General features: G+C 49.6%; 20 protein-coding genes. 6 read left to right on the top strand and 14 right to left on the bottom strand.

The window, feature by feature from the left end:
* The first annotated feature begins 142 nt into the window (after positions 1 to 142).
* Both VIS48_15930 and VIS48_15925 read left to right on the top strand, forming a co-directional pair.
* Entirely contained in the window at positions 143 to 1,222 is a 1,080-nt protein-coding gene (locus VIS48_15930; GenBank protein ID HEY9167644.1) for a site-2 protease family protein, read from the top strand.
* On the top strand, positions 1,206 to 2,471 hold the full coding sequence (locus tag VIS48_15925; GenBank protein HEY9167643.1) for a GWxTD domain-containing protein: 1,266 nt from the start codon (positions 1,206 to 1,208) through the stop codon (positions 2,469 to 2,471). Before VIS48_15930 ends, VIS48_15925 begins: the two co-directional genes overlap by 17 nt.
* Positions 2,472 to 2,488: 17 nt before the next feature.
* On the opposite strand, the gene def is transcribed toward VIS48_15925, so the two are convergent.
* The 4 genes from def to VIS48_15905 all read right to left on the bottom strand — a co-directional run bounded on the left by def (position 2,489) and on the right by VIS48_15905 (position 6,165).
* Complete coding sequence (gene def, locus VIS48_15920) at positions 2,489 to 3,049, bottom strand: peptide deformylase (protein ID HEY9167642.1); 561 nt, start codon at positions 3,047 to 3,049, stop codon at positions 2,489 to 2,491.
* Positions 3,050 to 3,604: 555 nt separating this feature from the next.
* Complete coding sequence (locus tag VIS48_15915; GenBank protein ID HEY9167641.1) at positions 3,605 to 3,967, bottom strand: hypothetical protein; 363 nt, start codon at positions 3,965 to 3,967, stop codon at positions 3,605 to 3,607.
* 109 nt (positions 3,968 to 4,076) lie between these two features.
* Complete coding sequence (locus VIS48_15910) at positions 4,077 to 5,528, bottom strand: menaquinone biosynthesis decarboxylase (GenBank protein ID HEY9167640.1); 1,452 nt, start codon at positions 5,526 to 5,528, stop codon at positions 4,077 to 4,079.
* Entirely contained in the window at positions 5,518 to 6,165 is a 648-nt protein-coding gene (locus VIS48_15905) for an NlpC/P60 family protein (protein HEY9167639.1), read from the bottom strand. The genes VIS48_15910 and VIS48_15905 overlap by 11 nt, the downstream gene beginning before the upstream one ends.
* Positions 6,166 to 6,340: 175 nt before the next feature.
* Here VIS48_15905 and VIS48_15900 point away from each other — a divergent pair, with 175 nt between their 5' ends.
* Entirely contained in the window at positions 6,341 to 7,573 is a 1,233-nt protein-coding gene (locus VIS48_15900) for a serpin family protein (protein HEY9167638.1), read from the top strand.
* A 61-nt stretch (positions 7,574 to 7,634) separates the two neighbouring features.
* Here VIS48_15900 and VIS48_15895 read toward each other — a convergent pair whose 3' ends face one another.
* The 9 genes from VIS48_15895 to VIS48_15855 all read right to left on the bottom strand — a co-directional run bounded on the left by VIS48_15895 (position 7,635) and on the right by VIS48_15855 (position 21,310).
* Positions 7,635 to 8,783 carry a hypothetical protein gene (locus VIS48_15895; GenBank protein ID HEY9167637.1) on the bottom strand — a complete coding sequence of 383 codons (1,149 nt, stop codon included), beginning with the start codon at positions 8,781 to 8,783 and terminating at the stop codon, positions 7,635 to 7,637.
* A 1-nt stretch (position 8,784) separates the two neighbouring features.
* Positions 8,785 to 9,765, bottom strand: a complete 981-nt coding sequence (locus VIS48_15890; protein HEY9167636.1) for a PorV/PorQ family protein — start codon at positions 9,763 to 9,765, stop codon at positions 8,785 to 8,787.
* A gap of 68 nt (positions 9,766 to 9,833) precedes the next feature.
* Positions 9,834 to 10,301 carry a four helix bundle protein gene (locus tag VIS48_15885; GenBank protein HEY9167635.1) on the bottom strand — a complete coding sequence of 156 codons (468 nt, stop codon included), beginning with the start codon at positions 10,299 to 10,301 and terminating at the stop codon, positions 9,834 to 9,836.
* 11 nt (positions 10,302 to 10,312) lie between these two features.
* On the bottom strand, positions 10,313 to 13,171 hold the full coding sequence (locus tag VIS48_15880) for a TonB-dependent receptor (GenBank protein HEY9167634.1): 2,859 nt from the start codon (positions 13,169 to 13,171) through the stop codon (positions 10,313 to 10,315).
* A 52-nt stretch (positions 13,172 to 13,223) separates the two neighbouring features.
* Complete coding sequence (locus VIS48_15875; protein ID HEY9167633.1) at positions 13,224 to 15,005, bottom strand: hypothetical protein; 1,782 nt, start codon at positions 15,003 to 15,005, stop codon at positions 13,224 to 13,226.
* The gene (locus VIS48_15870) at positions 14,995 to 15,564 is read right to left on the bottom strand and encodes a transposase (GenBank protein ID HEY9167632.1); all 570 of its coding nucleotides are present in this window, start codon (positions 15,562 to 15,564) and stop codon (positions 14,995 to 14,997) included. Before VIS48_15870 ends, VIS48_15875 begins: the two co-directional genes overlap by 11 nt.
* Before the next feature lie 108 nt (positions 15,565 to 15,672).
* Positions 15,673 to 17,907: a T9SS type A sorting domain-containing protein gene (locus tag VIS48_15865; protein ID HEY9167631.1), complete on the bottom strand. Its 2,235-nt coding sequence runs from the start codon at positions 17,905 to 17,907 to the stop codon at positions 15,673 to 15,675.
* Positions 17,908 to 18,132: 225 nt separating this feature from the next.
* Positions 18,133 to 20,208: a hypothetical protein gene (locus tag VIS48_15860; GenBank protein ID HEY9167630.1), complete on the bottom strand. Its 2,076-nt coding sequence runs from the start codon at positions 20,206 to 20,208 to the stop codon at positions 18,133 to 18,135.
* Between the two features lie 349 nt (positions 20,209 to 20,557).
* Entirely contained in the window at positions 20,558 to 21,310 is a 753-nt protein-coding gene (locus VIS48_15855) for a T9SS type A sorting domain-containing protein (GenBank protein ID HEY9167629.1), read from the bottom strand.
* Between the two features lie 614 nt (positions 21,311 to 21,924).
* Between VIS48_15855 and VIS48_15850 the strand changes: the two genes are divergently transcribed.
* From VIS48_15850 to VIS48_15840, 3 genes are all read left to right on the top strand, one after another.
* Positions 21,925 to 22,476, top strand: coding sequence for a cytochrome c (locus tag VIS48_15850; GenBank protein ID HEY9167628.1), 552 nt, complete (start codon positions 21,925 to 21,927; stop codon positions 22,474 to 22,476).
* A gap of 519 nt (positions 22,477 to 22,995) precedes the next feature.
* The gene (locus VIS48_15845; protein ID HEY9167627.1) at positions 22,996 to 23,454 is read left to right on the top strand and encodes a hypothetical protein; all 459 of its coding nucleotides are present in this window, start codon (positions 22,996 to 22,998) and stop codon (positions 23,452 to 23,454) included.
* On the top strand, positions 23,451 to 24,734 hold the full coding sequence (locus VIS48_15840; protein HEY9167626.1) for a hypothetical protein: 1,284 nt from the start codon (positions 23,451 to 23,453) through the stop codon (positions 24,732 to 24,734). Before VIS48_15845 ends, VIS48_15840 begins: the two co-directional genes overlap by 4 nt.
* A 164-nt stretch (positions 24,735 to 24,898) precedes the next feature.
* On the opposite strand, the gene VIS48_15835 is transcribed toward VIS48_15840, so the two are convergent.
* A complete protein-coding gene (locus VIS48_15835; GenBank protein HEY9167625.1) occupies positions 24,899 to 25,885 on the bottom strand; it encodes an aldo/keto reductase in 987 nt (328 codons plus the stop codon).
* Between the last annotated feature and the right edge of the window lies 1 nt (position 25,886).

The raw sequence follows: 25,886 nt of genomic DNA, 5'->3' as shown, positions 1-25,886 counted from the left end.
AATTATCGGAATTAAATAAACCTTCGAAGAAATATTCTTCTGAACTCATTGCTTGGCATCATCCGGTGAAGGAAAACTTCGAGAATTTCGGTTAGATTGTCTTAAATCAAGATGAACCGTAAATAATAGGAAAATCAGCGAAATGCGGTGGTCATTTCCTGTAGGAAGATTGCTCGGCATCCCGATTAGAGTACACTACACTTTTCTTATTCTGTTCGCGTTCATTTGGTATGTCGAGGGGACCATTCTAGGTCGCGACGCAGCTTTGCACAGCGTGGTATTTGGAATACTCATTTTTATTTGTGTGCTGTTTCATGAACTTGGGCACAGCTTCATCGCAAAAAAATACAATCTCACCGTGACATCGATAATCCTTCTACCGATAGGGGGCGTCTCACAGATATCCGACATACCGCGCGATCCCGCGAAAGAAATTGGAATAACCGCTGCAGGTCCGATTGTGAATTTTTTGATCGCCGGCATTTTACTCCTTTTTGGCGAACTCCTCGATCCATCGATCAGGTTCAGCGAGAGTTCGCTGCAGAGCGGGAATATTATTGTCGACCTCTTTTGGGCGAACATAATGCTCGGACTGTTCAATATAATTCCCGCTTACCCGATGGATGGCGGAAGGATTCTTCGCGGCATCGTAGCGATAAAGAAAGATTATCTTGAAGCTACCCGGCTGGCGGCGGAAGTCGGCAAGTTGTTCGCGATAGGTTTTATTGTGGCCGGCTTCCTGCTCCATTTCAACCTGTGGCTGATACTGATCGGAATTTTCATATTCAGCGGAGCGAGTTCCGAGGCGGAAGCAGCTGTTGTTTCATCGACACTTGAGAAAGTCACCGTCGGCGATTTAATGATAACTGATTTCAAAATTGTATTACCGGATGAACCTCTTACAGCAGTGGTGGATAAATCGATGCACACATTCCAGAACGATTTCCCGGTCGTGGACAACGGACGGTTCGTCGGTGTCCTGACCCGCACAGCCGTAATCGAAGCCCTGCATCGTCACATGCATGACGCGAAGGTGGGTGAGGTCGCGCGCATCGACTTTCCAAGAATTAAACCGGAGGATACCGCGTCAATGGCTCTCACCAAAATGCGAAGCGCACGGATAAGTGTCGCCCCTGTGGAGCGTGACGGCAAGCTGCTAGGTATAATAACCGTAGAAAAACTCCTTGAAGCATCGGACATATTCAATGACAAAAAGAAATAGCACACCCGGAAAACTCCTCCAGCTCGCACTTTGTGGAATTCTCGCCGCCGGCTGTTCGTCCCAGAAAGAAACGGTTCAGCCTGCAATGATGACAGCGCTGCTCCCCCCACGTTTCGGATTCTTCATCTCAGATCATCCATCCGCTCTACCCGATTCATCCGTGGTCGACTTGTACGCAAGAGTCCGCTATGATGACATAATATTTGTAAGATCTGACTCGGAATTCGCGGCACATTACCAGCTTTCAATAAACGCGTATGCCGACAAAGAAATGACTGTGGATCGCTTCTCGAAATTCTTCGACAGAAGAATAACGGTCAAGTCGTATCCGGAAACGATATCGGCTTCGCTGTTCGACACTCTCGGTTCCGAAGTTCAACTCAGTCCCGGCACTTATTACATGGAACTAAGACTATATGATCTGAATACAAACGAGACTTCCAGCAGGGAGTTCATCCACACATTCAAAGACTATTCGAGAAGTCAGATCAGCATAAGCGACCTTTTGTTGTATGATCAGGCGGATACTTCCGGTAATCCGATCGAAGTAGCGACCAACAGATTCGATACACTCTACGCGAAGTTCTTCGTGGTTTGCAAGCGCGTTCCCGCCGATGTGGGACTTCACATCGTGGCAAGGTCTACTCAGATTCCAACTTCAATCGACACGACTTACAGGTTCAATCAGGATACAAGTCTTCGGAGATACAGTCTCCCTCTTATAATAACGGATCTTGCCCCGGCGACTTACGATTTCGAGATAACAGCCGTCGCCAACGGGGAAGAGAGTTCATCTCGGACTTTGCTGCGCGTGCCTAGAAGCAACGTGCCGCTGGTTCCTTCGGAGATGGATGAAGCCATCGGTCCGCTGGAGTATATCGCTAACGGCGACATTATCGCATCGCTGAGAAAGGGACCCTTTTCGGAAAGACAAAGGAAGTTCAAACAGTTCTGGCTGGCGCGTGCTCACGGCGACCAGGTCACTGCTGACGCGCTGATGAGGGAATTCTACAGAAGAGTGGATTACGCAAATACTCATTTCACCGCCAGCATAGGGAGAGGGTGGCAGAGCGATAGGGGAAGGATATACATCATATACGGGCCGCCCGACGATGTACAGACGCAGGAAAATGGATTCAACTCACCGGCATATCTTTACTGGTATTATTACAACTCGCAGATCGAATTCATTTTTCTCGACCAATTCGGCACCGGAGACTACAGGCTGATACGAAGCACGAACATGTAAGCCTGGAGGGGGAGGAATTAGACCGCAGATTTCTCAGCAAGGTGGGACAGGACGGGATAATTCGTCGGAACATCGCCTCTCTTGATCTTCGACAACTTCGGTTTAAGGAGTTGTCTCCTGACGCTCGACAGCCTGTTAACGAAGAACTTCAGCTGCAGGTGATCAAATTCGTGCTGGAACACACGGGCCCACATTCCCGATAGATCCGTCTCGACTCGTTCAAAACTGCCATTAGTGAACCGGACGCTTATTTCTTCCCCGCGCGTGACTTCGTCGTGAATCCCGGGGACGCTGAGACAGCCCTCCTCCATCTTTCGCTCTCCTCTCACCTCGAGAATCTCCGGGTTTATCATGACGAGAGGCTTCTCGGTGGAATAATTCTCCATCACCGAGATATCGATGACTGCCATCGAAATTGAAAGTCCGACTTGCGTCGCCGCCAGGCCAATCCCATCCGCATTATGCATCGTTTCAAACATATCTCTTATCAAACCGACCAGCTTGTCGTCGAATTTAGTCACTCTCTTGACCGGAATTCCCCATATGTGGGTTCCATATAAATGAATCGGCAATATCACTTCGCACTACTCCAGCATTTCTGGTTTTGCAGTTATTATTTCGATTTGATGCTCTTTATATAACGCCGCCTCTGCCGCGTAAAAGATAAGTTTTGAAAAAATCCTTAGCAACACAAAAGCCTGACCGATAGCAAACTTCAAATAGATCCCCCAAGTTGTCGCCGGGATAATCGAACAAAATATTTCCTGTGATGTTTGCTCCCGATCTTAAGTCTGTCAAGCGCAACAGATCTATACTTCCCCGATTCCACGAATGGAGATCGTAGTTGGCAGCAAGGGTTGAATGATTGCTCTTGAACGCGTTCGGAAAAAGATGAAAGAACAATTCAGGAACCGCCTGCGCCGAAATTTTCTTCCATTTCAGAATTTCACTTCCAATAATCGTGTGAGAGTTGGAGTCAAGCCTTGCATTGATCCGGCATTCGACGACGTTTGTAGTCTGAGCAGTTAGTTATTGAGGAGTGTACAAGAGCAAAATGAATTGAACGAGCGCACCAAACAGAAATGCCCCGTGGTACATCCCTCTTCCCTTCCGTTCGCATCGGATGGACGACTTCATTTCTTGAGCACGTTGTCGATCTGCTGTTTTACCGCCAGAAAGTCCTGATAATCGACAACTGCCTGAAGTTCTATTGTCTTCGGGAAGTCGGATGGCACCTGGTTGCCTCCGGCATCCTTATAAGGAACGATGTCGATCATGTTCCGCCTCTTCAATCCCGACTCGCCGTACAGTTTCACAAGATAACCGCGGATGCCGGCAGAAAACTCGTTATAGGCGGTATTAACCTGCGGATATTTTCCCGTCACGAGATTCGCGGCGATGAACGCGGCGTAAAGACTCGTGTTACCCTCCTTCTTGATGCCATCGGAAAAATCGTCCAGTGCATCTGCGTATTTTCCCGATGCGAAAGACTTCATCCCGTCATCGTAAAGCTCCTGGGGCTTCCTTGAACATGATGTGATACTCACGGTCAACAAGACACACGACAATAAGATCCGAAATCTAAAATACTTCAATTTATCCCTTTCAAAGTCCGAACGTTTTCCATCTTGAGTCCACGAGTTTCTTTATTTCGTCGGACATTACGATTTTGTCTGGCCACGGTCTGGTGATGCCCTCGTCTTTCCACTTCCGCGTGCCGTCGATTCCCATCTTCGTGCCGAAGCTGAAATGTTGCGACGAGTGATCGAGTACGTCCGCAGGTCCTTTCGTAAAAATCACATCGCGCTGCGGATCGATATTGTTCAAAGCGTACCACCATGCTTCGGAGGTATTTTGAACATCCACATCCTTGTCAACCACGACAATCACTTTTGCGAACATCATCTGTCCGAGTCCCCAGAGACCGTTCATTACTTTGAATGCTTGACCCGGGTACTGCTTGTCTATCGACGCAAACACCAGATTATGGAATATTCCCTCGAACGGCATGTGGTAATCGACGAGCTCCGGGATTACAAGCTTCGCGAGTGGAAGGAAAATTCTTTCAGTGGCAAATCCCATCCAGTCGTCTTCCATAATAGGCTGGCCCACGATCGTGGAGACGTACACAGGTTTCGCACGAGTGGTGACGGTCGTGACATGAAACGCCGGGTAGTAATCGGCGAGCGAATAAAATCCCGTATGGTCGCCGAACGGGCCTTCGAGCCGGAGATCTTCCTCGGTGTCGACATATCCTTCCAGAACGATCTCGGATTCGGCCGGTACTTCCAGATCGAGGGTTTTGCATTTCACCAGCTCTACAGGATCTTTCCTGATAAAACCGGAGAACAAATATTCCTCTATGCTCTCGGGCAGCGGCGCGCTCGTCGCGTACATCGTAGCAGGGTCGGACCCGACGACAACCGCGACCTCAAGCCTCTTCATTCCTTTTTCTTTGGCTTTTCGAAAGTGCGCGGCACCACCCTTGTGTCTTTGCCAGTGCATCGCTGTGGTATTCTTGTCGAGGACCTGCAGCCTGTAGAGACCCATGTTTCTGGTCCCTGTTTCAGGGTCTTTGGTGACCACCTGTCCGAAAAGGATATATGGGCCTCCGTCCTGCGGCCATGAAGTAGTGACCGGGAATTTATAAAGATCGACATCCTTCCCCCCGATGACCACATCCTGACAGGGCGCCTTTCTTACAACCTTCGGAGGAAATTTCGCCAGTTCAAGAAGCTTCGGCATCATCGCCACTTTTCCAAGGAGCGATTCGGGAACCTTGAGGTTGAACATTTTCGCGAACCGGGTCCCAATCTCGTCAAGATCTTCCACGCCGAGCGCCCAGCTCATTCGCCGGCGGGTACCGAACAGATTAATCGCCAGCGGGATCTGGCTTCCCTTCACGTTCGTGAAAAGGAGCGCCGGTCCTCCGGCTTTGACCACCCTGTCCACAATCTCGGTGATTTCAAGTTTCGGATCGACCTTAGCGTCGATAACCTTCAGCTCCTGTTTCTTCTTCAGGAACTGGATGAATTCGTCTAGCTTATCAAAGGCCATTGGACATCCCGATTATTTTTTTCGCACCGGCATACCGCCGCTTGTAGTAAGTGCTCTCGAGAGAAGAGATCGTCACACCCTGCTCGACACTCGCGTGCGCGAAGAGATCGTCTCCAAGATAAATCCCCACATGGCTTATTACCGGGCCGGTGGTTTTGAAGAAAATCAGGTCGCCAATTCCGAGATCGTCTCGGGAAACCGACTCTCCAAACGTGGACTGTTGTCGCGCCGAATGAGGAAGCTGCTTCTTAAACACCGAGTCAAAAACAACCATCGAGAATCCCGAGCAGTCCATTCCTGAATGATCCGTACCGCCAATATGGTACGGCGTTCCCATATACGAGAGAATCACTTCCATGAAGAGGCTCTGGAGATTGCTCGCACTGCCCGGTCGCCCGGCGATTTTGTTTATTTCCGACTTTGCTTTATCCAGGCTTACCGGGTGATCATCTTCCGTTTTGACTTCCACCTTCTCGGCTTTCAACTCATCAGGTGTTTCATCATAGCTGAACCTGGGCTTAGAACTCACGGTACCGTTGTTGCCTGAGCTGAATCTCGGAGAAGATCCACTGCACCCGATGATCGTCAGACTTGAAATTGCGCAAATTGAAATAAGGAATTTGTAAGCTTTGTTCATCGGCGAAGTTGTTCGAACAATATAAAAACGGTGCGCTTGGAGTACAAGAATCCCGATCCGCGCTTAACGTTCCTATGGAACGATTGAGGATGTATCCGATCAGCTCAATTCGGAACTGTATTGACTTTTGAGGATTCTGCATCTAATGTTAGGGGGAAGGATAAGGAGGTTGGGCATGAGAAAACCTACGTTTGCTCTTTTGTCGGTCGCACTGTTTGGGTTGTGTGCGCTTGTCGGCTGCTCCAATTCGCCCACAGGAAGCGGCAAGATCAACGTCCGCGAATTGACTCCACTCGAGAAACAAAATGTTAACCAGTCGAACCATTTCAGTTTCTCGCTGTTCAATACCGTGAACAAGGCGGAAACAGGAAACAACGTCTTCATTTCCCCGCTCAGCGTGTCGTATGCTCTCGGGATGGTTCTCAACGGCGCGGACAGAACCACGAAATCGCAAATCGATTCGATGCTCGGATGGAACGGTGTCTCGGACGACGATATAAATAGCTCCTACGAAACTTTGTCCGATTACCTGATCAATCTCGATCCTAAAGTAACGATGAACATTGCGAATTCAATTTGGTACAAGAAAGGCGTGCCGGTCGAAGCAAATTTTCTGAACGTAAATAATAAATACTTCAGTGCCGAGGTGAGCGCACTTGATTTCGCCTCGCCCGATGCTGTGACCACTATAAACAGCTGGGTCGATGCAAAGACAAACCATAAAATTTCGAAGGTGCTGGACACTATACCCCGTGATGAAGTTATGTATCTGATAAATGCTATCTACTTCAACGGAAGCTGGAAATACAAATTCGACGAAGCGAATACAACTAATTCGCCATTCTATTCAGATGACGGAAATACGAACACGATCGAGTTGATGCACACTCAAACCGACTTTCCGTATTGCGAAAACGAAGAATATCAGGCAGTAGAACTTCCTTACGGAGATTCTCTGTACAGCATGGTCGTGATTCTGCCGAAAGCAGGTATATCAATCGAGCAGCTCTCTACCGCTTTCAATCAATCCGATTTCGAAAATATCGGCTCACGACTTTCCGTTTACCCGGTAGAAATTTCACTTCCGAGATTCGAATTAAATTACAATCGGTTACTCAACGCAGATCTCAAGTCCATGGGAATGATTGACGCGTTTGATCCGTCGAAAGCGGATCTTTCACGGATATGCAAGGCATTGTCTCTTTACGTCACCGACGTGGACCATATCACTTACGTGAAAGTCAACGAAGCCGGCACCGAAGCCGCGGCAGTGACGGTGGTTGGAATTGGTGCTACCATTGCCGAACCGTCGAGTGTTACGATGAATGTTGACAGGCCTTTTCTCTTCCTCATCCATGAACGGAACTCCGGCGCGATTCTGTTCATGGGGAAAGTCGTGAAGCTTTAGGGCAAGTCAATTGTAGAATTGTACGATAGATTCCCAGCGTCCCCGCCGGCAATTCAGATATCTATTTCAAATCCGTCGAGAGTTCGTATCTAAGTACGCGGTTGTGGCCCGTATCGCTTATATAAATGATCTTATTGAAGTACGTGATCCCGGATGGATGAAGAAGGGGCATGCTTCCCGACTTGACAGGTCCGAATGATTCACGGAGAAGTCTGCCGTTTAAGTCGAACTTCATGAGGCTGTCAAGCTGGCTGTCGATGATGTATATATTGCTTCGATCGTCGACCATTACCGCCTGGGGCGCGACGAATATGCCGGAGAGTATGTCGGGCAATTTCCCTGACGAGTAGGTCGTCGGGTTGAGACTGAACCTCGAATCCCAGCTTGGAGCAAAGAGCTCGCTTCCCGGGTTGAAAGTTATCCATTTTACCTTGAACGCATTTGCCGGATCGGTCTGTGTCAGGATGAAATCCGTTCCGTATTGTCTCGTGTTGAAAGTAGTGATATTGCTTATCTGGTTGATCGCCACGAAGCCGGTCCCTGTCGATACCAGAGTCGGTACTAAGTCGATGTAGTCGCTCGAGTACTCGTCGTCGTTCTTGTCGAAATGGAGAATCATGTTGTCGGGATCGACAGAGCTCGAATTATTCTTTCCGGAACGTGTGACGTAATAGCTGTTATCGGGAAGAACGGCGATACCCGTGAATTCTCGTCCTGAGATTAAATTACCGGACCCGTCGCGGGTAATTTGCTGCCGCGGGTTCTCATGATAGACGATCTCCACCGGCGCCGCCCAGATCGAGTCGCTGTGGTTGAACAATCTGAGCTTTGCTATAGCGGCGACCGTAACTACATTTCCATTGACCATAGTATCGTATTCGCAGGCCACTATCAGATTGAATCTCCTGTCTTCTGTGACCGCAACCGGGCGTTCGATGTACTGCGAGTACCCGAGAATGGTTCCGGCAAGGTTCGCCATCGCCACACGGTTCTTACCAGGTTCCGTCACATAGAGGAAGTCATCGTACCCGATCTTGATATCCTTCGGACTGCTGAAAGCAGTCCACGCAGGTTGAATCTGGATATAATTCGTGTCACTGACAACCTGTCCTGTCGCCTTGGGAAGCGTGGAAGGGTCGACAATGTTAGATTTCTGGTTGCAGCCGACAAAGAGTACCGCAGCAGCCAGGACGGACAATCCAATCTTCATCTTAAAATCTCAAGTTTAATGAAAACCTGTGAACGTCGCCGAGTCGCTGGTAAGGAGTGAACGCGTAATCGAAGAACACCTGCGCGAACTTCACGTCGACCTTCACGCCCGCGCCCACCGAATAGTTCTCTTCATCGACGTTGATCTTGTAGCCCGCCCGGAGGAAGAAGGACGAAACGTACGAATATTCTGCACCCAGTGAAATATTTTCGGAGTTGTCCGAGGGATGGTTCAGCTGCACCGATGTGGTGAGCTTACTTGAAGCATCCTGGTACGGGTCCAGCGCGAATCCGATTCTGAATATTGTCGGCGGCGAGAAACTCTGAAAACTCGAAACGGTCGTTCCGTCAAGAAGTGTTACACTGCCCGATGGTGTGAGCTGGCCGCCGAAATTGCTGACCGAGACGGCAAACCTTGTGCTCCCCAGCCCGGTCCAGTAATACGTTCCGAGATCGATTAGGACGCCGCGCATGCTCACCTGCGCGAGAGTTTCGTCGATGTACCTGACGCTCAGTCCGAAGCTGAAGTTGTCGGTCATCTTTCGCGCGTATGTGGCCGCAATGGCGAGATCGCCGTATTTGAAATATTCTCCTGTGCCGTACGGCTGGTATTCCGTCGTCACCGGCATGTCGTCAGATTGGAGCGACACTATGGAGATACCGATCGTGTTCTGCCTGTCGAGATGGTACACCCCGCCGATGAAGTCATGCTGAAGGCCGACGAACCAGGTGGAGTGGGAAATTGCTACCTCGGTGTTGTCGAACTGTGTTATCCCGGCAGGGTTGTAGAAGAGCGCGTAAGCGTCATTGTCCACCGCAGCGAAGCTCTCGCCCATCGCATTGGCCCGTGCTCCGACTCCGATCTTCAGGAAATCGGCAGCGGTAATGCCGACGCGCTGGGCGCCGAGGACAGGAAGGAGTTGTGTCACACCGGCTTGCGTGATAAACAATTCGAGGACAAGAGTTAAAACTATCTTTTTCATCTCAAGAGTCAAATCTCAAAACGCAAAACAACAACTCAAAGGTCAAAATGGTTCTTGCCGTCATACGGCTACTGCCTTTTCTTCTTCATGGTCAACACACTTGCTGCAATCATATTTGATAATTCCTTTGCTTCGTCGAGCAACGGCTTAATCCTTGACTTGTCGATTCCGAAGGCATCCCTTAGCAGACAAAGCCAAAACTTGGTTTCATTAGAGGACTTGAGCGCTATTTCATAATATCTAATGAAATCACGTTTGGAACTTGCGGCACGAGCTTCTGAAATATTTGCCCCCACGGAAGTTGCCGCTCGGATCAATTGGTCACGAATGGAAAACCGTGCGCTTCGACTCTCCGGCGAGTCAACGAATTTCACTATATCAACTGCAAACCTGTAAGAGCGATATTTCAAATTCTCTTCCGGCCGGATCGTCCCTTTATTGTTTTCCTCCCCGTACCGAAATCCATCACCTTCAAACACCGCAACTAACCCGGTTTTGAGGTTTGATCTGTGGCTTTGACCTTTGACCTTTGACATTTGAGCCACCATCACATCTTCACCGAGATTCCGACCCTGATATTTCGTGGAGGCAGAAATCTTGATTGGTCCAATGGGAATGGATCGATCGGCGCCGTCAACTCCGGGTAAAGAGGGTCGTTCCATGACGGCGGGACGGGATCGCCAAGCTGGTACGCGCGTCCAGTAGCCGGATTTATGATGTCGGAATTAAGATTGTTGAATAGGTTCTTCACCTCGACCATAAACGTCATGTCCACCCCGGCAAGATTAAAATACTTCTCGAAATTGAAATCGACGTAAAACCAATTGGCTCCGATCTTACTGTAAGGATGCTGCGTGTCCTGGGCGTAAAGAGGTTCGCCGTCCGCGGCATATGTTCCGCTGAAATAATAGGGTGTATATCTTTTCCCGCTCTGGAAAAATATTCTGAAGTAGGCTTGAAAATCGTCAAGCACTCCTTTCCCGAATCCGAAAAAGCCTTTCTGTTTTTCATCGTAAAAAGTCATGTTGGCGGAAAATTGCAGAGGACGATCCCACGCCATATACGATTCATTCATCATTTCGGTGAGGAGACCCTGTACTGCCAGGATGCCTTCGTCTTCCGAGCTCGATTTGCCCGTCACAACCGAGTATGATCCGCTGATCGTCCCGCTGAACCATTTCCCGATTCTCTTCAAGTACTCGACTTCGATTCCCCTCGAGTGTGTATAATCCGAATTTACATAAGTAATAAAATTCTGTCCGATCAACGCCGCCGAAGAGATTTGTGCTTGCTTGGTCTGGACGTAATCGAAGATATCTCTGTTGTAAGCGGTAATCGTCAGCACGTCGTCGTTCGTGAACTGGTTTTTCAGTCCGAGTTCGTAGCTTACCGTGGTTTCCGGATTCAGGTTTGGATTACCGAATGCCTGATATGTCGACATCGCTGTGCTCGGTTCCAGTTTTGCATATACAAATTGCGGCCTCGGCCACTTGGAAAAATGTCCGTAGTTCAGGAAAAGAGTTTGGTTGTCTGACACCGGGTGAGATACACCCAGACGAGGACTGATTCGCCCTTTCCACCTCCTGCCGAAGAAGTCGTACGTGTCCTGCATATACTGGTCGCGGATCGCTTGCGGGATGGTGATCACCTGGGGATTGTTGACCGCATCATCGACGTACTTTCCGGGGAACCAATAGTCGAAGCGCAAACCGAAATTCAGAATCATTCCGTTCGTCGTGATTGTTTCCTGGGAATACGCGGAGCCGGTCGCCGGGTAAACATGATAAACGTCGTTATTAAGTCCCATGACACCGATCCATGGATCGTAGATGTCTATCAGCTGCATCTCCTCGAAGTTCATATCGAAGCCGGCTTTGAACTTGTTTTGTTCCGTGAAGAAGTCGGTAAGATCGAATTTTATTTCGTTGTTGACGAAGAAGTGGTCGTGCCAGGTGTTCGCGTTGCCGATATCGTAGAAACCGTCACCCGGAATTATGCCGATGGTATCGTGGCTCGTGTTGTAGTATTGCGGAGGGAGGGTTGTAACGTCAACCGGCTGTTGGTATTGAGTCCAGTAGAGTCCATTCGCATCGGCGCGAAGATGTGTGAAGAAACTGGCGAGCTTCAGATCGTAGAAGGCCTTAGCACTCAGCGTTTGCGTTATGTCTATTGATTGAGCGACGCTGTTGTGAGTGTAAACATCCGCGTTACCGAGAATATTCTGGAATTGGTACTGATAGCCCGGTGTGGGCTCGACGTATTCCAGAGTAGTTTGAAGCTCCTGTGTGTTTTCGTTTATCGTTACGTTCTGATTGTAAGAATAGGTGATCTTGAAAGTCTGGCTGGGTTTGTAGGTAATTTTTCCGAGCCCGTACCAGTCGTTGGAGAGTCTCGGCGCCAATCTCGTCCCGTAGAATATCGAGGAGTTCAGTCTCGCAGGAGGAACGATCTTGTACGTGACAACGCGTCCGTCCTGGTATCGTTGGGCCCAAAGCACCTGGCCGTCCGAGAACGATGCGGCAAAGCTTCCGAACAGAGTGATCTCGCCCGGGATATCCACTCCAATTGCCGGCAGGAGATATTTCGTAATCGGTTCCGGTCCGCCGAAATTTGCCTGGTAGTCGTCGGAGTTAAAATCGGATGCCGAGTTCCTGTCGAGACCGTAATTATCGGTTTTATACTCGGCGAAAAGGTCGTACCGATCACTTCCCTCTTTCGTCTTCACATTTATAATGCCGCTTGTCGCCTGCCCGTATTCCGCGTTGTACCCGCCGGTAATTACCTCCATCTCGCTCATGGAATTGGAGCTCAATTGAAGTCCGAACCCCGTCCCGGCAAGCGGGTCCTGAATATTGATGCCGTCGAGCAGGTAAGCGTTTTCATACGACCTTCCGCCGCGTATGTGGATCTCGTTGTCTGACGCAACGATACCGACCTGTTGCGCGACGACATCCTTCACGTCCTGCACTTGCGAGACGCTGATGTCCTGCGACGAAATCACCGTCGTGCTTTGGGTCTCGGCAGGATCGAGCAGAGGTTTATTACCGATGACCACGACTTCCTGTCCCAGCGATAGGGCCGATTCCTCGAGTTTGGTATTTACGGTTGTAGCTTCGCCTTCTTTTACTGCGACGCCGGTGTGCTCGACCTCCTTGTATCCCAGAAGGCGGAATGAAAGGACGTATTCCCCGTTACTAATATTCTTTATCTCAAATTTTCCATCGATATCCGTCGTGCCGCCGTAATACGTTCCCTTAACGATAACGTTTACGCCGACCAGCCCTTCTCCTGTAGCAGCGTCCGTGACTGTGCCTTTTATACTTCCGCGCTGCTGAGCAAACGACGGTGCGACGCCGGCAAACGACACGATGGAGACAAAAGCTAAGCAAAATATTTTTGAATTCATGGTCTGCACTTTTTCCTCACCGGAGATCGGAAACAAACTGCGACATGGGATTTCAATACGCTCCGAAGTCTTTGAAAGCTTTATAGATCAGTTGATAAGCTCTCGTGTTGGGTGAAGTAGTTGAATTTCCGTTGAATCGATATAGGGGCACGCCAACAACAAACGCCGATCCGTCGCCGCTTATGACGCCGATGATCGGATGGCGGCCATCTGCACCGTAAGGCTGCATCTCATATACGATTGTGGATCCGATCGTCGGGTAGATTCCGCGGAGATTGGCAACCACCTTTCCACCGTCTGTGAGATTCGATTGAAAGCTGTCGCGAATGAGTTTCGGATAAACAGTCGAATCGAAAGGAGCCACGGGTTGTACAACGGCTCCCGACTTAACGAATCCGGTCGAGGTGATAGGGCTTGTGGACAGCGTATCCTTCAGAATGTTGGTGGTCAGGCTGTCGATAGCTCCCGTGAAATCGCTCAGCTCCTGATTTATGTCGAGACCGGAGGAATAGGATGACGGGACCGAAAATGTCATAAAGAATTTCCCGCCGTTCTTTCTGAAGCTCCTGATTGCACTCTGGGCGATGTCGAAGTCCTGTTCATCTGACGAGTACCAGAAGATATATTTGTAGAGTTTCAATGTCTCTTGAAACGTCGGAACGACGTACGGCTGGACCAGGTTTCCTTTTCTGGGATAGTAAGATCCGGTTTTTATGTCCCAGGTGTCGAATTTTCCATGAAACGCGCCACCGGCGATCGTATCGAACATCGCCTGGTAAAATTTCGTCGACTGGTCCTGGACTCCATAGTCGTTGATTATCAGGAGGTCGCCCTTTGGTTTTTTTACGAACCAAGTGTGAGTCGAATCCGGCATCCGGGCTGCGGGACTGTATGCACCGGCTACGTCTTCTGCCCTGATATAGAAAATATTGTCTCCGTTCAATTTCATGTTAGGAAGCGGAGTCGAGATAGGTGCCTGCGGCACTCCAAGTCCGTTGAAGGGATAGACATCGCAGCTAACGGTCGACGTGTCGCTTGATGCCTGCGAAAGTCTCGCCTCGAGCGTGACAAAATTGGTTTGTGCCGGAAGCTGAACCCAGTTGCTCGTCGATGTGTCGTTCAGTGCTATGAAATAACTCACGATCGTATTGTTCCCATCGACATCCGTCCCCTGCCAGCCAAAAGAAACTATCGTAAAAGTTGTGTCGGGAATGTCGAGACGTGTAACCCACGGTGGTTCATTCATGATGAATTGCACTTGGGGCGGTGTATTGGCGATCGGAAATTTTACCGAAGGCGGATCGGGATCAACCGAATTCTTCAGCAAGGGAAAAACTTCTCCCTTATCCCATATGCCGTTGCCATTTTGATCCGTAAAAGCAACGGTGTCTCCTTCATGCAATTTTCCCTTGAACGAATTGTCGATCCCGGCAACTGTAAAAATGTAACTCGTATCTTTCCTGAAAAGAGGAAGGAAGAAAGTGCTGTCGTCTTTGGTGGTGAAGGTCCACATCTTCCTGTTGAATGTTATGATATAACCGATTACCACTCCATCTCCGTCATCAGCCCACCAGTGGATTTCGAGAAGGCTTGATTGCGAATTGAAATCCGTGGAGCGGGTGGAATCGCGGTAAGGAAATGCCGACACGAAAGTTTTAGGGGGCAAATCCCCGACACCGGTGGAAGAAAAGTGCTTCGTGCAGCCGGAGAGTGCTAGAAATGTGAAAACAATAAGCAATTTCAGGCTTAGCGATTGCGACTCACCTTTCAAAAGTCGGTAAGTAAGAATGTTGGGACTGGTCTTCGAGGTGAGTCGCAATGGTTTAGATTTCAATTGATTCGGTGTCCTTGATTTGAATCCAATCGTACTCACGAACAAACTTTTCATATTCGACCGGCGAACCGAGGTAGTCTGCAATAAAATCCGGGTCGAACGGGAACTTCTTCCTTTTTCCGATACACTCCAAGTAATTTGAATACCGCCAGTCTTCCACATCTCCGCAGAGTCCTGCACAGACCGGGTTTAGGTGGATATATCTCGAAAGTTGTAACAGGTACTCGATCTTATCCACAAGTGTCGCCTTGAACGGGGATTCGAACAAGGTACCGGTCCGATTGTACATGCGGTTGACAGCTTTCGTGTAACTATTAAAAACCATCTGTGCCATGTAACCTGCTGCTTTTGCACCACTCTGGTGAAGCAAGAGGTGATAATGGTTGGGCATCAGACAACAGGCTGCCACTCTGACGGAAGTCTTGCTTGAATAAAAGGAAATCTTCCGCATTGCAAAATCATAATTGGTGTCCGAGAAAAAGATTTCGTTTTTACTGGCTCCGCGATTGTAGATATGATAGTATGATCCTTCAGTGAAACTGACAAGTCTCCGCGTCATATTATTGCACAGCACCTGCCTGGTTAATCAATTGCGACTCACCTTACCAGATTCGCTGCGTAACAATCACGGCACTCAGTCGTGAGGTGAGTCGCAATGGCAATTCCTTTATTTCAACAACAGCATCTTCCTCACCTGATTGAAGCTTCCGGCATTCAGGCGGTAGAAATAAACGCCGCTCGCGAATCTCGATGCGTCGAAGGTGGCGGTGTAATTGCCGGCAGACTGATGCTGGTTGACCAGGGTCGTGACTTCCTGCCCGAGAATATTATAGATCTTCAATGATACCATCCCCGACTGTGGCAGCGAGTACCGGATCGTCGTGGTAGGATTGAACGGGTTCGGGTAGTTCTGTAAAAGCGAGTAAGAAGCTGGCACCGATGAGCCCTCCCGCTTCACGGCGTCGATTTCGCCGACGAAGTCGCTGTTTGTACGCGGCTCAAGCTTGTATTCACTGTTCACATATTTAATGATACCGGTGAGGCTTGACATGTAAGCTCCCAGCGGCATGATATGGAATCCGAGTGTCGTGTCGTGCGGATCGACACTATAGGTATTGCTCCCGTCATCATCGACCCGGCACTTACCTGAACCGTCGTCGACCATATATTCCCTGAAGCTCCCGGTTGAACCTGTGATGCTATAGGTCGGGCCGTCAGGATCGTTGTCCACGATATGTATACTGTCAAACTTTACGAGGACCCCTTCCCATCTTTCGGCAAGCGTATCACCATTAAATCTCGTGCCTATATCTCCTGTATGAATCCTTACTGCAGGGGAAGTCTGCTTTCCGCTCTGGATGACGTTAAAACTATTCACTGCCATTTCGGTCATCCCATTATACTCGGAGATGGTACCGGTTATTGAGACGCTGTCGCCGCGCACGAGCTTGTCGGCAGTGGTATCGAATAGCATGATACCGCTCCAAGGCGCAGCCGCATCCTGGATGTAGGCATAAGGTGTCTTTGTCGCCTGGCTTCTTGGATCGGCTTCCGCAGGGTAATCACTCGTATCGGCCTGGATGATTCCGTTCACGGTTACGGTCAAATCAACTTCACCGCTGTTTCCGTCTTTGAACGGAGTGTATTGAAGATCTCTGATTGTGTAGCCATTCGACCTTACATAATAGAACATCGCGGTTCTTGAAGTGTCCGGGTAACTCGACTTCAACGCAAGCGTGCTGTCCTGCCATGCAGAGAAGAAATATGTTACAAGTGCACCATCTGCTTGAGCGGGGATTGTCCCGACAAAAGTGTTCGACGTATCGGCCGTCATCTTGACGCGGGTATACGCGCCGTTGTTCACGGAATAATACATATCGGTTGAGTCGACCGCCATTGATGCTGCATTTGGATCCGGATTGAACGCGACAGCTCTTATGGTGACCGCATCGCCCGATGTCGGAATCGAAGGCGAGCGCCTTGTGGAAAATCCCGTGGCAGAAATGCTCGGCGTGTAAGTTCCAATCTTCACATCCCCGGGATACAAAGGAACAATCTCATAACCATACGATGAGTAAGATGCCAGAATTCCCTTTATGTAATCGATCTTCGAACCGGGAGCAGGAGCAATCCACTTTGGAGTAACTCCGTATGACCTACCGGTGAAATACTGCGACGGATCATAAAGACTTATCGTGTTTCCCAAAGAGTCTTCAAGCGTCACCGTCCACTGTCCGGTCCCGCTGGTTTGTGCACGGCTCTTCACGATGAGATTTCTCAGAATCACGTACGAATTCTTATACTTGGTACCCGGATAGAAATGCGAAATCCCTCCCGAGGAGCGATCACCAGTCACCAGATCGCTGACTTTAACTTCGACTGGAGCCGGTCTGTTGCCGCCGGCATCGAGGACATTGATCGGGATGGGTGTAACTGAGGCACTTCCGATTGGAACCAACTCGAAGTTTCCCCAGATATCTGTGCCGTACTTCGTGAGGACTCCAGTCACCTGGATGAGATAACCGCTGTCTATAGAACCGAACCCTGCGTTTAGAATTGCCGCAGAAGTATCCGTGGTATATATATTCATTCCACCCCAGGCAGCACTATCGGGATTTTGGATATAAAAAGAAAAATGAGCAAGCACATTCCGGAGAACTCTCGTATCGGTAGTCAGGACTCCCGTGACTGTTATCGTGTCGTGGAGAAAGAAACCGTCAGTGAGACTGGCTCTCAAAGATCCGCCGTTTGTCAGAAGCGAATCCGCTACCCTTAGCGAGTCCATAGGAATTAAGTTCACGCTGTCCAGCGGGACCACGCGATAGTTCTGGCTGAATGCGCTGCCTGCCGTCAATAAGAAAAGCAATCCTATTACCGGAAAATTAAGTAATCCTTTTTTCATTTATACATCCTCCTTTTTCGCGAACCGATCATGACAGTCCGCAATGTTTGGTTTTCTTCAAAATGTTTTTCATGTAAAGAGCCGGGATGGGTTTCATCGATCAACGGAATCTCAGTGACCGTATGGTGCAAGTCAATAACACTTTTATTCCGCCGCCCCGACTTTTCAACTCGCGAATTCAAAATCCATCGTCCTTTTTGCTTCCAAACTACTTACTCTTGACTTCTATTTAATTATCAGAAATTTCCCGCGCTTTACATCGCCGTCGTTCAAATTCTTGACCGTGAACAGATAGAGGCCCGTTGCAATTGACTGGTCTTTGTCTGTGATCAGATCCCAGGCGTGCAATCCTCCCGGCATCCTCTGGAGGTTATCGGAATCATAATGCTGAAACCACTGGATTCCCGATCCGTTGTATGTCGCCGCATTATGTTCGAGCGTCGCCACTATATCGCCGGCCACCGTGTAAATCCTTATCTCGCATCTCGCGGGAAGATTGTAAAAGTAAATCTTCCTTTCCCGTTCGCCGGTTCCATCCCAGATTGCCCTGGTGTAATAAGGATTCGGAAACACGCCGACCGCAAGAGAGTCGCCCGTCGCAGCAGGCGGCCCCGGAAACACTTTATCCGTGGCGCGCACCGATGTCTGGCTCGGTGTGCCCGACGTGGGGTCCCCTTTATCGTAAGCTTCGACACCGAATGAATACTGCCAGCCGTTCAGAAGATAGGGAACGGTGTACCTGTATGTATACTGGTACGGATCTCCGGTGAACTGCTTCGGCGGACTGAGTTTCGCCGGCAAGCCCGTGTCGAGTCCCAAAGAATCGATCAGATCGAATTCCGCGATTTCCTCATACGGGTTCTGCGCACCGTTGAAATCATAACCGGGTATCGACCTGTAAAGCCTGTATCCCTCGAAATTCTTGCGGTTCAAAAGGGGATCTACGACATTCTCCGGAGTATCGTCCCAATAGATTGCAGCCTGCCCGTTGCCGGGGTCGACGCGCACGTGAGGAGGCGGAAGTATGTTCGGAAATATGTAGCGAGTGATTCTTCCATTCCCATCAAGGTCTTCTCCGGGATCGAGGACTCCGTTGCCGTTCTTGTCCTCGCCGTTGTAAGTCCGCTGCGCCCAGGTCGCATTGTCATTCAATGTCTTTCTGCATGCGGCAACATTATTCTGGTAATCGGCAGGATTGCCGGTGTCAAATTTGGGAGCGCACACGACGGCAAACACGACGGTGGCCGATGAATCCGGCATCAGCTCGATCGGTCCGACAGAGAGGAGCGTGTACCTGTTTCCCACCTTGCCGAGATAGCTGGCGGCTGAAGGATTGTTGTAATAGTCGGACGGCAGCGACGTTTCCATTTTTTGAAAGCGAAGCGCGTCGGTGCCGGGCGAAAGAAGATTCGCGTCTCCGGTGGATGCCCTGAACTGCCAGGCGGAGAAATGAGTGTACCGGTTCAGCGAATCAAGATAAGCCGGCCGGGATGTCACTACTGAGCTTAACGGATCTACTCCGAGAAGTTTCATCGATACGTAGTTGTCCGTGGGGAGGTCGCTCGTGTGGTGCTCAGCATCGAACGCGTAGACTAACCTGAGCGAATCAACGTAACCCACTCCGGTCCCGCTGTAGAAGGGGGTCCCCTCGGTCGGTAGCCGGTAGTTCGTGTTCCGTACCACGAAATCGTTGACAAATCCCACATACATCGAATCTATCGGAGTGGAACCTGTGTTTGTCAGCTTGAAACTGAACACGACAAAGAAATTTGCAATCGGGTATTCCCACGCATAAGCTTCTTCGTGGACCGAAACATTCAGCGGAACGTGACCGACTATTTCCTGATTCGTATTCGGGTCAATCGTGTTCGAGTCTGTAAAATCCGCGACGAAGTCCTGGTGGCTTACCGCGTTGGGAGAGTAGTATCGTGAATCAAGAAGTGTGCTCCGCTCGGTGAGACCGCTGTCAAGCGGCTGCGTGAACTCCGACGGATTGGAATAGTAGTCTGTCGTGACAGTACTCACGAACGGCCCCTGACCGTTCTTGTATCCACCGACCCAGAGTCCTCCGCTAAATAAATGTTCGATCCTCGAGCGGACGGGATAGAATGGATATTCACAGGATGGTTGTGCTGGCCAGAAGGATGCGTTGAATGCATTGCCGATGCGGCCGAAACTCGTTATCGCCAGGCCAATGTTTCCGATGTTAGTATAGTTGTTGTCGGAAACCTGACCTTGAACGGGACACGAAATTAAAAAAGACAACAATACCGCAACTGATGCGCTCCGCACAGCGAACATTCACTTTCCCTGATTGTGTTCTGTTGGAAATTTAACTAACAAAAGTGAAAAATAATATCAAGAATAATCACGAGAATTTGCGTCGATGAGTCTCCGGACAAACCTCCGCGCATATGCCGGGAACAAACTTGGCTTCATTAAGACTGCACGAGCTGCCCGGTCTCGATCTCCCGCCTCGCTGGCGAATCCAATTCAAACTTCCTCGATGTCAGCGGTCATCGGACCGACAGATTCGTTAGGGTGTCGCAGTATTACGAGAAGCAATGAAAGTGCTCGCGTTCTCCACAGACTCCGCAGGAAACCGAACCCGGAGGCAGGACAACTTCCCGCCTCCGGCTTCCAACATTTCTCATTTCAAAACAAGCATCTTCTCTTTAAATACTCTATCTCCTGCACGCATGACGTACAGATACATACCTGATGAGAACCTATTTGCATTGAAAACGACTTGATGATTTCCGGCTTTGAGGTCCCCGTCGACCAGCAGCGCAACACGTTGTCCCAGAATGTTATAGACGGAAATCTGCACGGACGCGTCTTTCGGCAGTCCGTACTCGATTGTCGTGGAAGGATTGAACGGGTTGGGATAATTCTGATGCAAATAGAAATCCTTAGGTATATCGCTGAGCTTTTCCCTTACGCCGAGAACGATAACGTGCACGATATCCGTCGTGTCTCGCGGGATGATCTCATATCCCGTGCTGTCGGTTCCATATTGGCTCACCACACCGACGACATTTATCGGGTAAACAGGCTCAGTCCATCCTGCTACATCGGTATTCTTGTTGACAAACAACTGTGCCGTATCGGACTGGGCAGCGTTGGCCAGGTAAACACTCCCGCTGGAACCAGATGCGGGCCATGTTCCCCGTGCTTTGTAGAGCGTGTCGAGCTCCACTAGTTGACCCTCGTATGACTCGGCATACCCAGCGTTTCTCGCGAAAGAATGCAATCCGAGGTGTTTTGGCGAAGGACGTGCCGCGTTGTGCTTCAGGTAGCCGAAGTGAGCAGAGTCCGCGGCTAGCGGAACGAGCTCGGTCAAACCGTTGAACTGGTCCAGCGTTCCGATGACGAACACCGAATCTCCTATCGCAAAATTCATGACCGCGGCTCCCGTGTAGACATCAATTCCCGCCGTAGAATCCTGAATGAAGTACGACGAGTAACCCGACAACGCGCCGAGATTTGGAGACGTGACCGTGCCGGAACAGCATTGATCGTATCTATTACCAAATTCGGAGACTGTATGTTTCCGCTCTTGCCGTCAAGTGACGCGGGCCCGGATCTTTCACCGCCCGATCCTGCGGAACCGTACTGGGCGAAAGCGCCAGATGAGAACATTGTTATAAATAGCACCACAAGACCAATTCGCATTTCTTCCTCACGATTTTATTTGTTCACTGCTTTTGATTTAGAAAGGATTTCTGTCTCCCGACCGCCACGATCCGGCGTCGGGTGATTGTTGTCCACGCGTCCGGAGCTGAGCTGATCGCAAACACGCCCGGATGTTTTGTAAAATCTGAGAAACGTCACCCGGATTATCAATAAAATTGAAGTAACCTTGTTGTGAAGTTTCTGTTAATCGATCTCTCCTGTTCCTGCCTGGAAGTCCGAAATTAATCCGACAAAAAAATCACAAAGGCCATCAGCTAAGGAACAAATGTAGGTGCCTTTAAAGTTCTATTCTTGTCAGACTTTTTCACAAATGGAGACGCGATGAGAACAATTGTAGTAGTAATTTCTGTGCTGGCCGTAGAATTCGTACTTTTATTAATCTTGATTTATTCCGGCATATATAATGTAGGCGCGACTTCGCCCGATCCGAGACCGCTGCGCTGGGTATTCAGCAGAACAAGCGATAATTCTGTCGAACATTACTCAAAAGGGATTGCTGTCCCGGCGTTGACAGACAGCTCAATGATCAAAGAAGGGTTCGGCCACTATGATGAAATGTGCGTAGGCTGCCACGGTGCGCCGGGCATTGAGAAATCAGAAATCGGGAAGGGACTCTTCCCTCAAGCACCTAACCTCGCTCACTCCGCAAAAGAAATGTCTCCGGCAGAATTGTTCTGGGTCGCCAAAAACGGCATAAAGAGCACCGGAATGCCGGCTTTCGCCTTCACTCATTCCGACCAGAAAATCTGGGCAATAGTGGCATTCCTGGAGACTCTGCCGAACATGACGCCCGCCCAATATGCAGCAATGCGTAAGATCTCTACCGGCAAGGAAAAAGAGGAAATGGCCCCGAGGCTTCATAAGAAGAAATAGAGATTTGAGAGGAGTCCGCGCATCGCGGATCGGGGGCGACGAGGAGAGGCGCCGCTCGCCGCTATTTACGTTGAACGATTGTTCATGGACGCTCTACCGGCTCCTATACATTAGAAAATGGAATTGCAAAATGTTCAGTGTATTCCACGGGCAGCTCTCTTGAAAATTACACCCGTGTAAATGCTGTCTGTTCTTTGAAGTTCTTCACAAAATGATGATCAGATCGTTTTCCTGTTCCTGCGGCGAGTAATTTTGGTTTCAAATTCATGAGAGGGTTATCTCTGATTTGAAACTGACGCGTTGGAAGTTTTTCATTTAATAATGTCCCGTTGCGGCAATCAGAATGAGGTAGGCTGGAAATATGCGATTCAAAGGGATTTAATGGATGTCCTTTTTGAAATTGCGGAGTGGGCGCTCATTTGATCTTTGGCCAAACTTGCTTTCCACTCCCCTCTTTTCTACATTTTTACCAGCTGCGTTGGCAATTAATCCAAGTTCTTCCACAAAAAAGGAGCGAGTATGAAGTTAACAAGCTTGTTCATGAGCATGCTTGCGGTATTGGCTGCAGGATGTTCGTCGCTAATGTTGAAGCCGGCGGACTTTGCGTGGCCGATCGAAGACGAATTGAAAGTCGATTCACGAGGGATGGTTCACGAAGAACGATATACTTTCTCGTTCAACGTAAAGCCTCTGCTGTACGAGGAGACTAAGGACTCCGTGAGCTTTAGCGGCAAGACTTTCCGCATCATAAGGGACGTGAATGGTTTCTATTACCTGACCGCGCCGAAATTCAAGAACGTATACGTATTTGCGCAAGCGGACGGCGCGTTGGAGCTCGAGAAGACAATTCCAGTTTCACAAACAGGATTGACATCGCCTGCGTTCAATCAGAGGAGTCCGTACGTCGAGCTTATAAATGGAAATGATAAGCCGATCATGCTGACAAAAGACGGCATCAAAGAGGAGGGGAACAAATGAGGCATCTCACGAGGATATTAGGCTCCGTGCCGCGAAACGGGATTTGGATTCTGCTGGCGGCGTTTGCTTCCGTGGCGATAGCGCAGGAGAGGTCGGATTTTGAAATAGTGAATTCATTCCAGACGAAATACAAGGCGATAAAGGAAGCGGTCACCAGAGTCCAGACCGTCCAGGAGTGTGCAGAGGTCAGCGCCAACATCGATGAGCTTGAAAAAGAGTTTGCCGCCGACACCGTGCTTTTGAATAAGGCACTTTATCCTGACAAGTATGACGATCAGATAACGGAGGTGCGCGTCGAGCTTCGCATCTCGCAGGACAAACTAGGATTGCTCGAGTCGGCAGTGGCACGCATCGCGGATCTGGAGTCACAGGTACGTGCACTTTCCGGAAAAGTGGATAGCCTGTCCAACGAGAATTCTAAGCTTATGGCATCGATGGACGTGATGTCCAAGGCGCTCAACAAGAATTCGCAGCTTATCGATTCACTCAACGGGGTAATAAAGAGACTCAGAAGCGGACTGGCCGCAAGAGACGCAGCGATATTCGCGATGGTGGACAGCATGTTCATGCAGTACGATAAGAATATCGAAGGCCTTCCAGATCAACAGAAGAAGATGCTTCTTGGCAAGATGGAGCATCATAATGTCGTCGCCAATATCATGGAAGCGGCCGAGCAGAACACTAAGTTCCTCGAATCGACCAAGCTGTCGGGCAGCGATCTGGCCCAAATGATAAAGGAACAGAAGCAATTCAGTTCTTACTGGAAGGGACTCGGGCCAAAGCTGGCGAATGTTTACATCAATGCAAAAGACAGGTCGAAGCAAGTGGCAGCGATTGATGCTGCTGTGGCAAATTGGGGAGTAAAAGCTGATTCCGCTTTATGGACCGGCTTGAATGCGGAATTCGTCAATAACCAAATCCCTGTTAAGCCGTTCAACAGCGGCGACGAGTTCATGATAAGCCTTGGGACATATCTTGACACGCAGGGCGGAGACATGGCCGCGACCGACGCCCAAAAGGCGGAGAAGTTCAAGCACTTCATGAATGACGTGTGGACTCCCAGCGTTGGCTCCAATTGGGTTCCGCTCCTGGTAGACGCGGGCTACATTACGAAAGACCAACAGAACCAACTGCAATCTAAGTTGGACGCGTGGCAGGCCGCGACCGGCCCTTCACACGCATACATCTATATCATCGTTGCAGTCGTCATCATATTGATAGTAATTGTTGTTATGGTCATGCGCCGGAAGAAGCCAAAAACTGTACAGCCTCAGGCCTGATCAAAATTAAATATGAACTGACAAAAACGTCCCGCGATGCGGGACGTTTTTATTTCTGCGCCTTCATAACCCTGTGAGGGATTTCTTCATGAATTCTGCCCTGGTCGAAATAACGGCTGATTCTCCGAGAAGAGGTTTTCCAGGGTCGAATTATAATTTCAAAATTATTTGTTTACGTTCTTCATCATTGCGGCATTGTACCTCTCACCGGCAGCAGCGCCGGGTGGCACGACCTCGTCAATTCTTCGAAGATCTTCTGCCGCAAGATTTACCTGAAGCGCAGCTACGTTTTCTTCAAGATACTTTCGCCTCTTAGTGCCGGGAATCGGAACGACGTCTTTTCCCTGCGCAAGCACCCATGAAAGCGCGAGCTGTGCCGTTGTACATTTCTTCTCGGCGGCCAGTGCTTCGATCTTTCCAAGGAACGCAAGATTCTTCGTGAAATTATCGCCGGTAAATCGAGGATTATCCAATCTGAAATCACCCGCTCCGAATTTGGAGTTGTCCTTGACAGTACCGCTGAGAAAACCGCGGCCGAGCGGACTGAAAGGGACAACCGCTATGCCGAGCTCACGGCATGCAGCGAGAACTCCTGCCTCTATGTCTCTCGTCCACAGAGAATACTCGCTTTGCAGGGCCGTGATTTGATGCACCGAGTTCGCCTTTTTCAATGAAGCGACCGATGCTTCCGATAACCCCAGGAATCTTACCTTTCCTTCCTCGACGAGTCGTGACATCGCGCCAACAGTCTCTTCGATAGGCGTGTTCGGGTCCATACGATGCGCGTAATAAAGATCAATCACATCAGTTCCCAGTCTTTTCAGACTCGCCTCACAGCATTGCCTCACGTACTCGGGCTTTCCGTTTACACCTGTAAGAATTCCGTTCTTGGAGCGCATGAATCCGAATTTCGTCGCGATGATAACTCTCCCGCGATGTTTCTTAAGTCCTTTGCCGACGAGTATTTCGTTCGCGCCGAGCCCATACACGTCCGCCGTGTCGAAGAAATTCAATCCGAGTTCAACCGCGCGCTCGAGTGTGGCAAGAGATTCAGCTTCATCTCCCTGCCCGTATGACTGAGACATTCCCATGCAACCAAGTCCGATTGCCGATACCTCTAATCCTGGTTTACCGAGTTTTCTGGTTTCCATG

The organism is Candidatus Kryptoniota bacterium (genome assembly GCA_036567965.1).
Classification (GTDB): Bacteria; Bacteroidota; Ignavibacteria; order Kryptoniales; family JAKASW01; genus JAKASW01.
Note: the sequence above shows the minus strand (reverse complement) of the source record. Positions and strands in the feature narration are given on the sequence as shown.

Excerpts from the sequence above, each read along its gene's own strand:
- VIS48_15930 (HEY9167644.1), top strand. The coding sequence starts at position 143 with ATGCGGTGGTCATTTCCTGTAGGAAGATTGCTCGGCATCCCGATTAGA.
- VIS48_15925 (HEY9167643.1), top strand. The coding sequence starts at position 1,206 with ATGACAAAAAGAAATAGCACACCCGGAAAACTCCTCCAGCTCGCACTT.
- VIS48_15915 (HEY9167641.1), bottom strand. The coding sequence starts at position 3,967 with ATGAAGTCTTTCGCATCGGGAAAATACGCAGATGCACTGGACGATTTT.
- VIS48_15910 (HEY9167640.1), bottom strand. The coding sequence starts at position 5,528 with ATGGCCTTTGATAAGCTAGACGAATTCATCCAGTTCCTGAAGAAGAAA.
- VIS48_15905 (HEY9167639.1), bottom strand. The coding sequence starts at position 6,165 with ATGAACAAAGCTTACAAATTCCTTATTTCAATTTGCGCAATTTCAAGT.
- VIS48_15900 (HEY9167638.1), top strand. The coding sequence starts at position 6,341 with ATGAGAAAACCTACGTTTGCTCTTTTGTCGGTCGCACTGTTTGGGTTG.
- VIS48_15895 (HEY9167637.1), bottom strand. The coding sequence starts at position 8,783 with ATGAAGATTGGATTGTCCGTCCTGGCTGCTGCGGTACTCTTTGTCGGC.
- VIS48_15890 (HEY9167636.1), bottom strand. The coding sequence starts at position 9,765 with ATGAAAAAGATAGTTTTAACTCTTGTCCTCGAATTGTTTATCACGCAA.
- VIS48_15885 (HEY9167635.1), bottom strand. The coding sequence starts at position 10,301 with ATGTCAAAGGTCAAAGGTCAAAGCCACAGATCAAACCTCAAAACCGGG.
- VIS48_15880 (HEY9167634.1), bottom strand. The coding sequence starts at position 13,171 with ATGAATTCAAAAATATTTTGCTTAGCTTTTGTCTCCATCGTGTCGTTT.
- VIS48_15870 (HEY9167632.1), bottom strand. The coding sequence starts at position 15,564 with ATGACGCGGAGACTTGTCAGTTTCACTGAAGGATCATACTATCATATC.
- VIS48_15865 (HEY9167631.1), bottom strand. The coding sequence starts at position 17,907 with ATGAAAAAAGGATTACTTAATTTTCCGGTAATAGGATTGCTTTTCTTA.
- VIS48_15860 (HEY9167630.1), bottom strand. The coding sequence starts at position 20,208 with ATGTTCGCTGTGCGGAGCGCATCAGTTGCGGTATTGTTGTCTTTTTTA.
- VIS48_15855 (HEY9167629.1), bottom strand. The coding sequence starts at position 21,310 with ATGAATTTTGCGATAGGAGATTCGGTGTTCGTCATCGGAACGCTGGAC.
- VIS48_15850 (HEY9167628.1), top strand. The coding sequence starts at position 21,925 with ATGAGAACAATTGTAGTAGTAATTTCTGTGCTGGCCGTAGAATTCGTA.
- VIS48_15845 (HEY9167627.1), top strand. The coding sequence starts at position 22,996 with ATGAAGTTAACAAGCTTGTTCATGAGCATGCTTGCGGTATTGGCTGCA.
- VIS48_15840 (HEY9167626.1), top strand. The coding sequence starts at position 23,451 with ATGAGGCATCTCACGAGGATATTAGGCTCCGTGCCGCGAAACGGGATT.
- VIS48_15835 (HEY9167625.1), bottom strand. The coding sequence starts at position 25,885 with ATGGAAACCAGAAAACTCGGTAAACCAGGATTAGAGGTATCGGCAATC.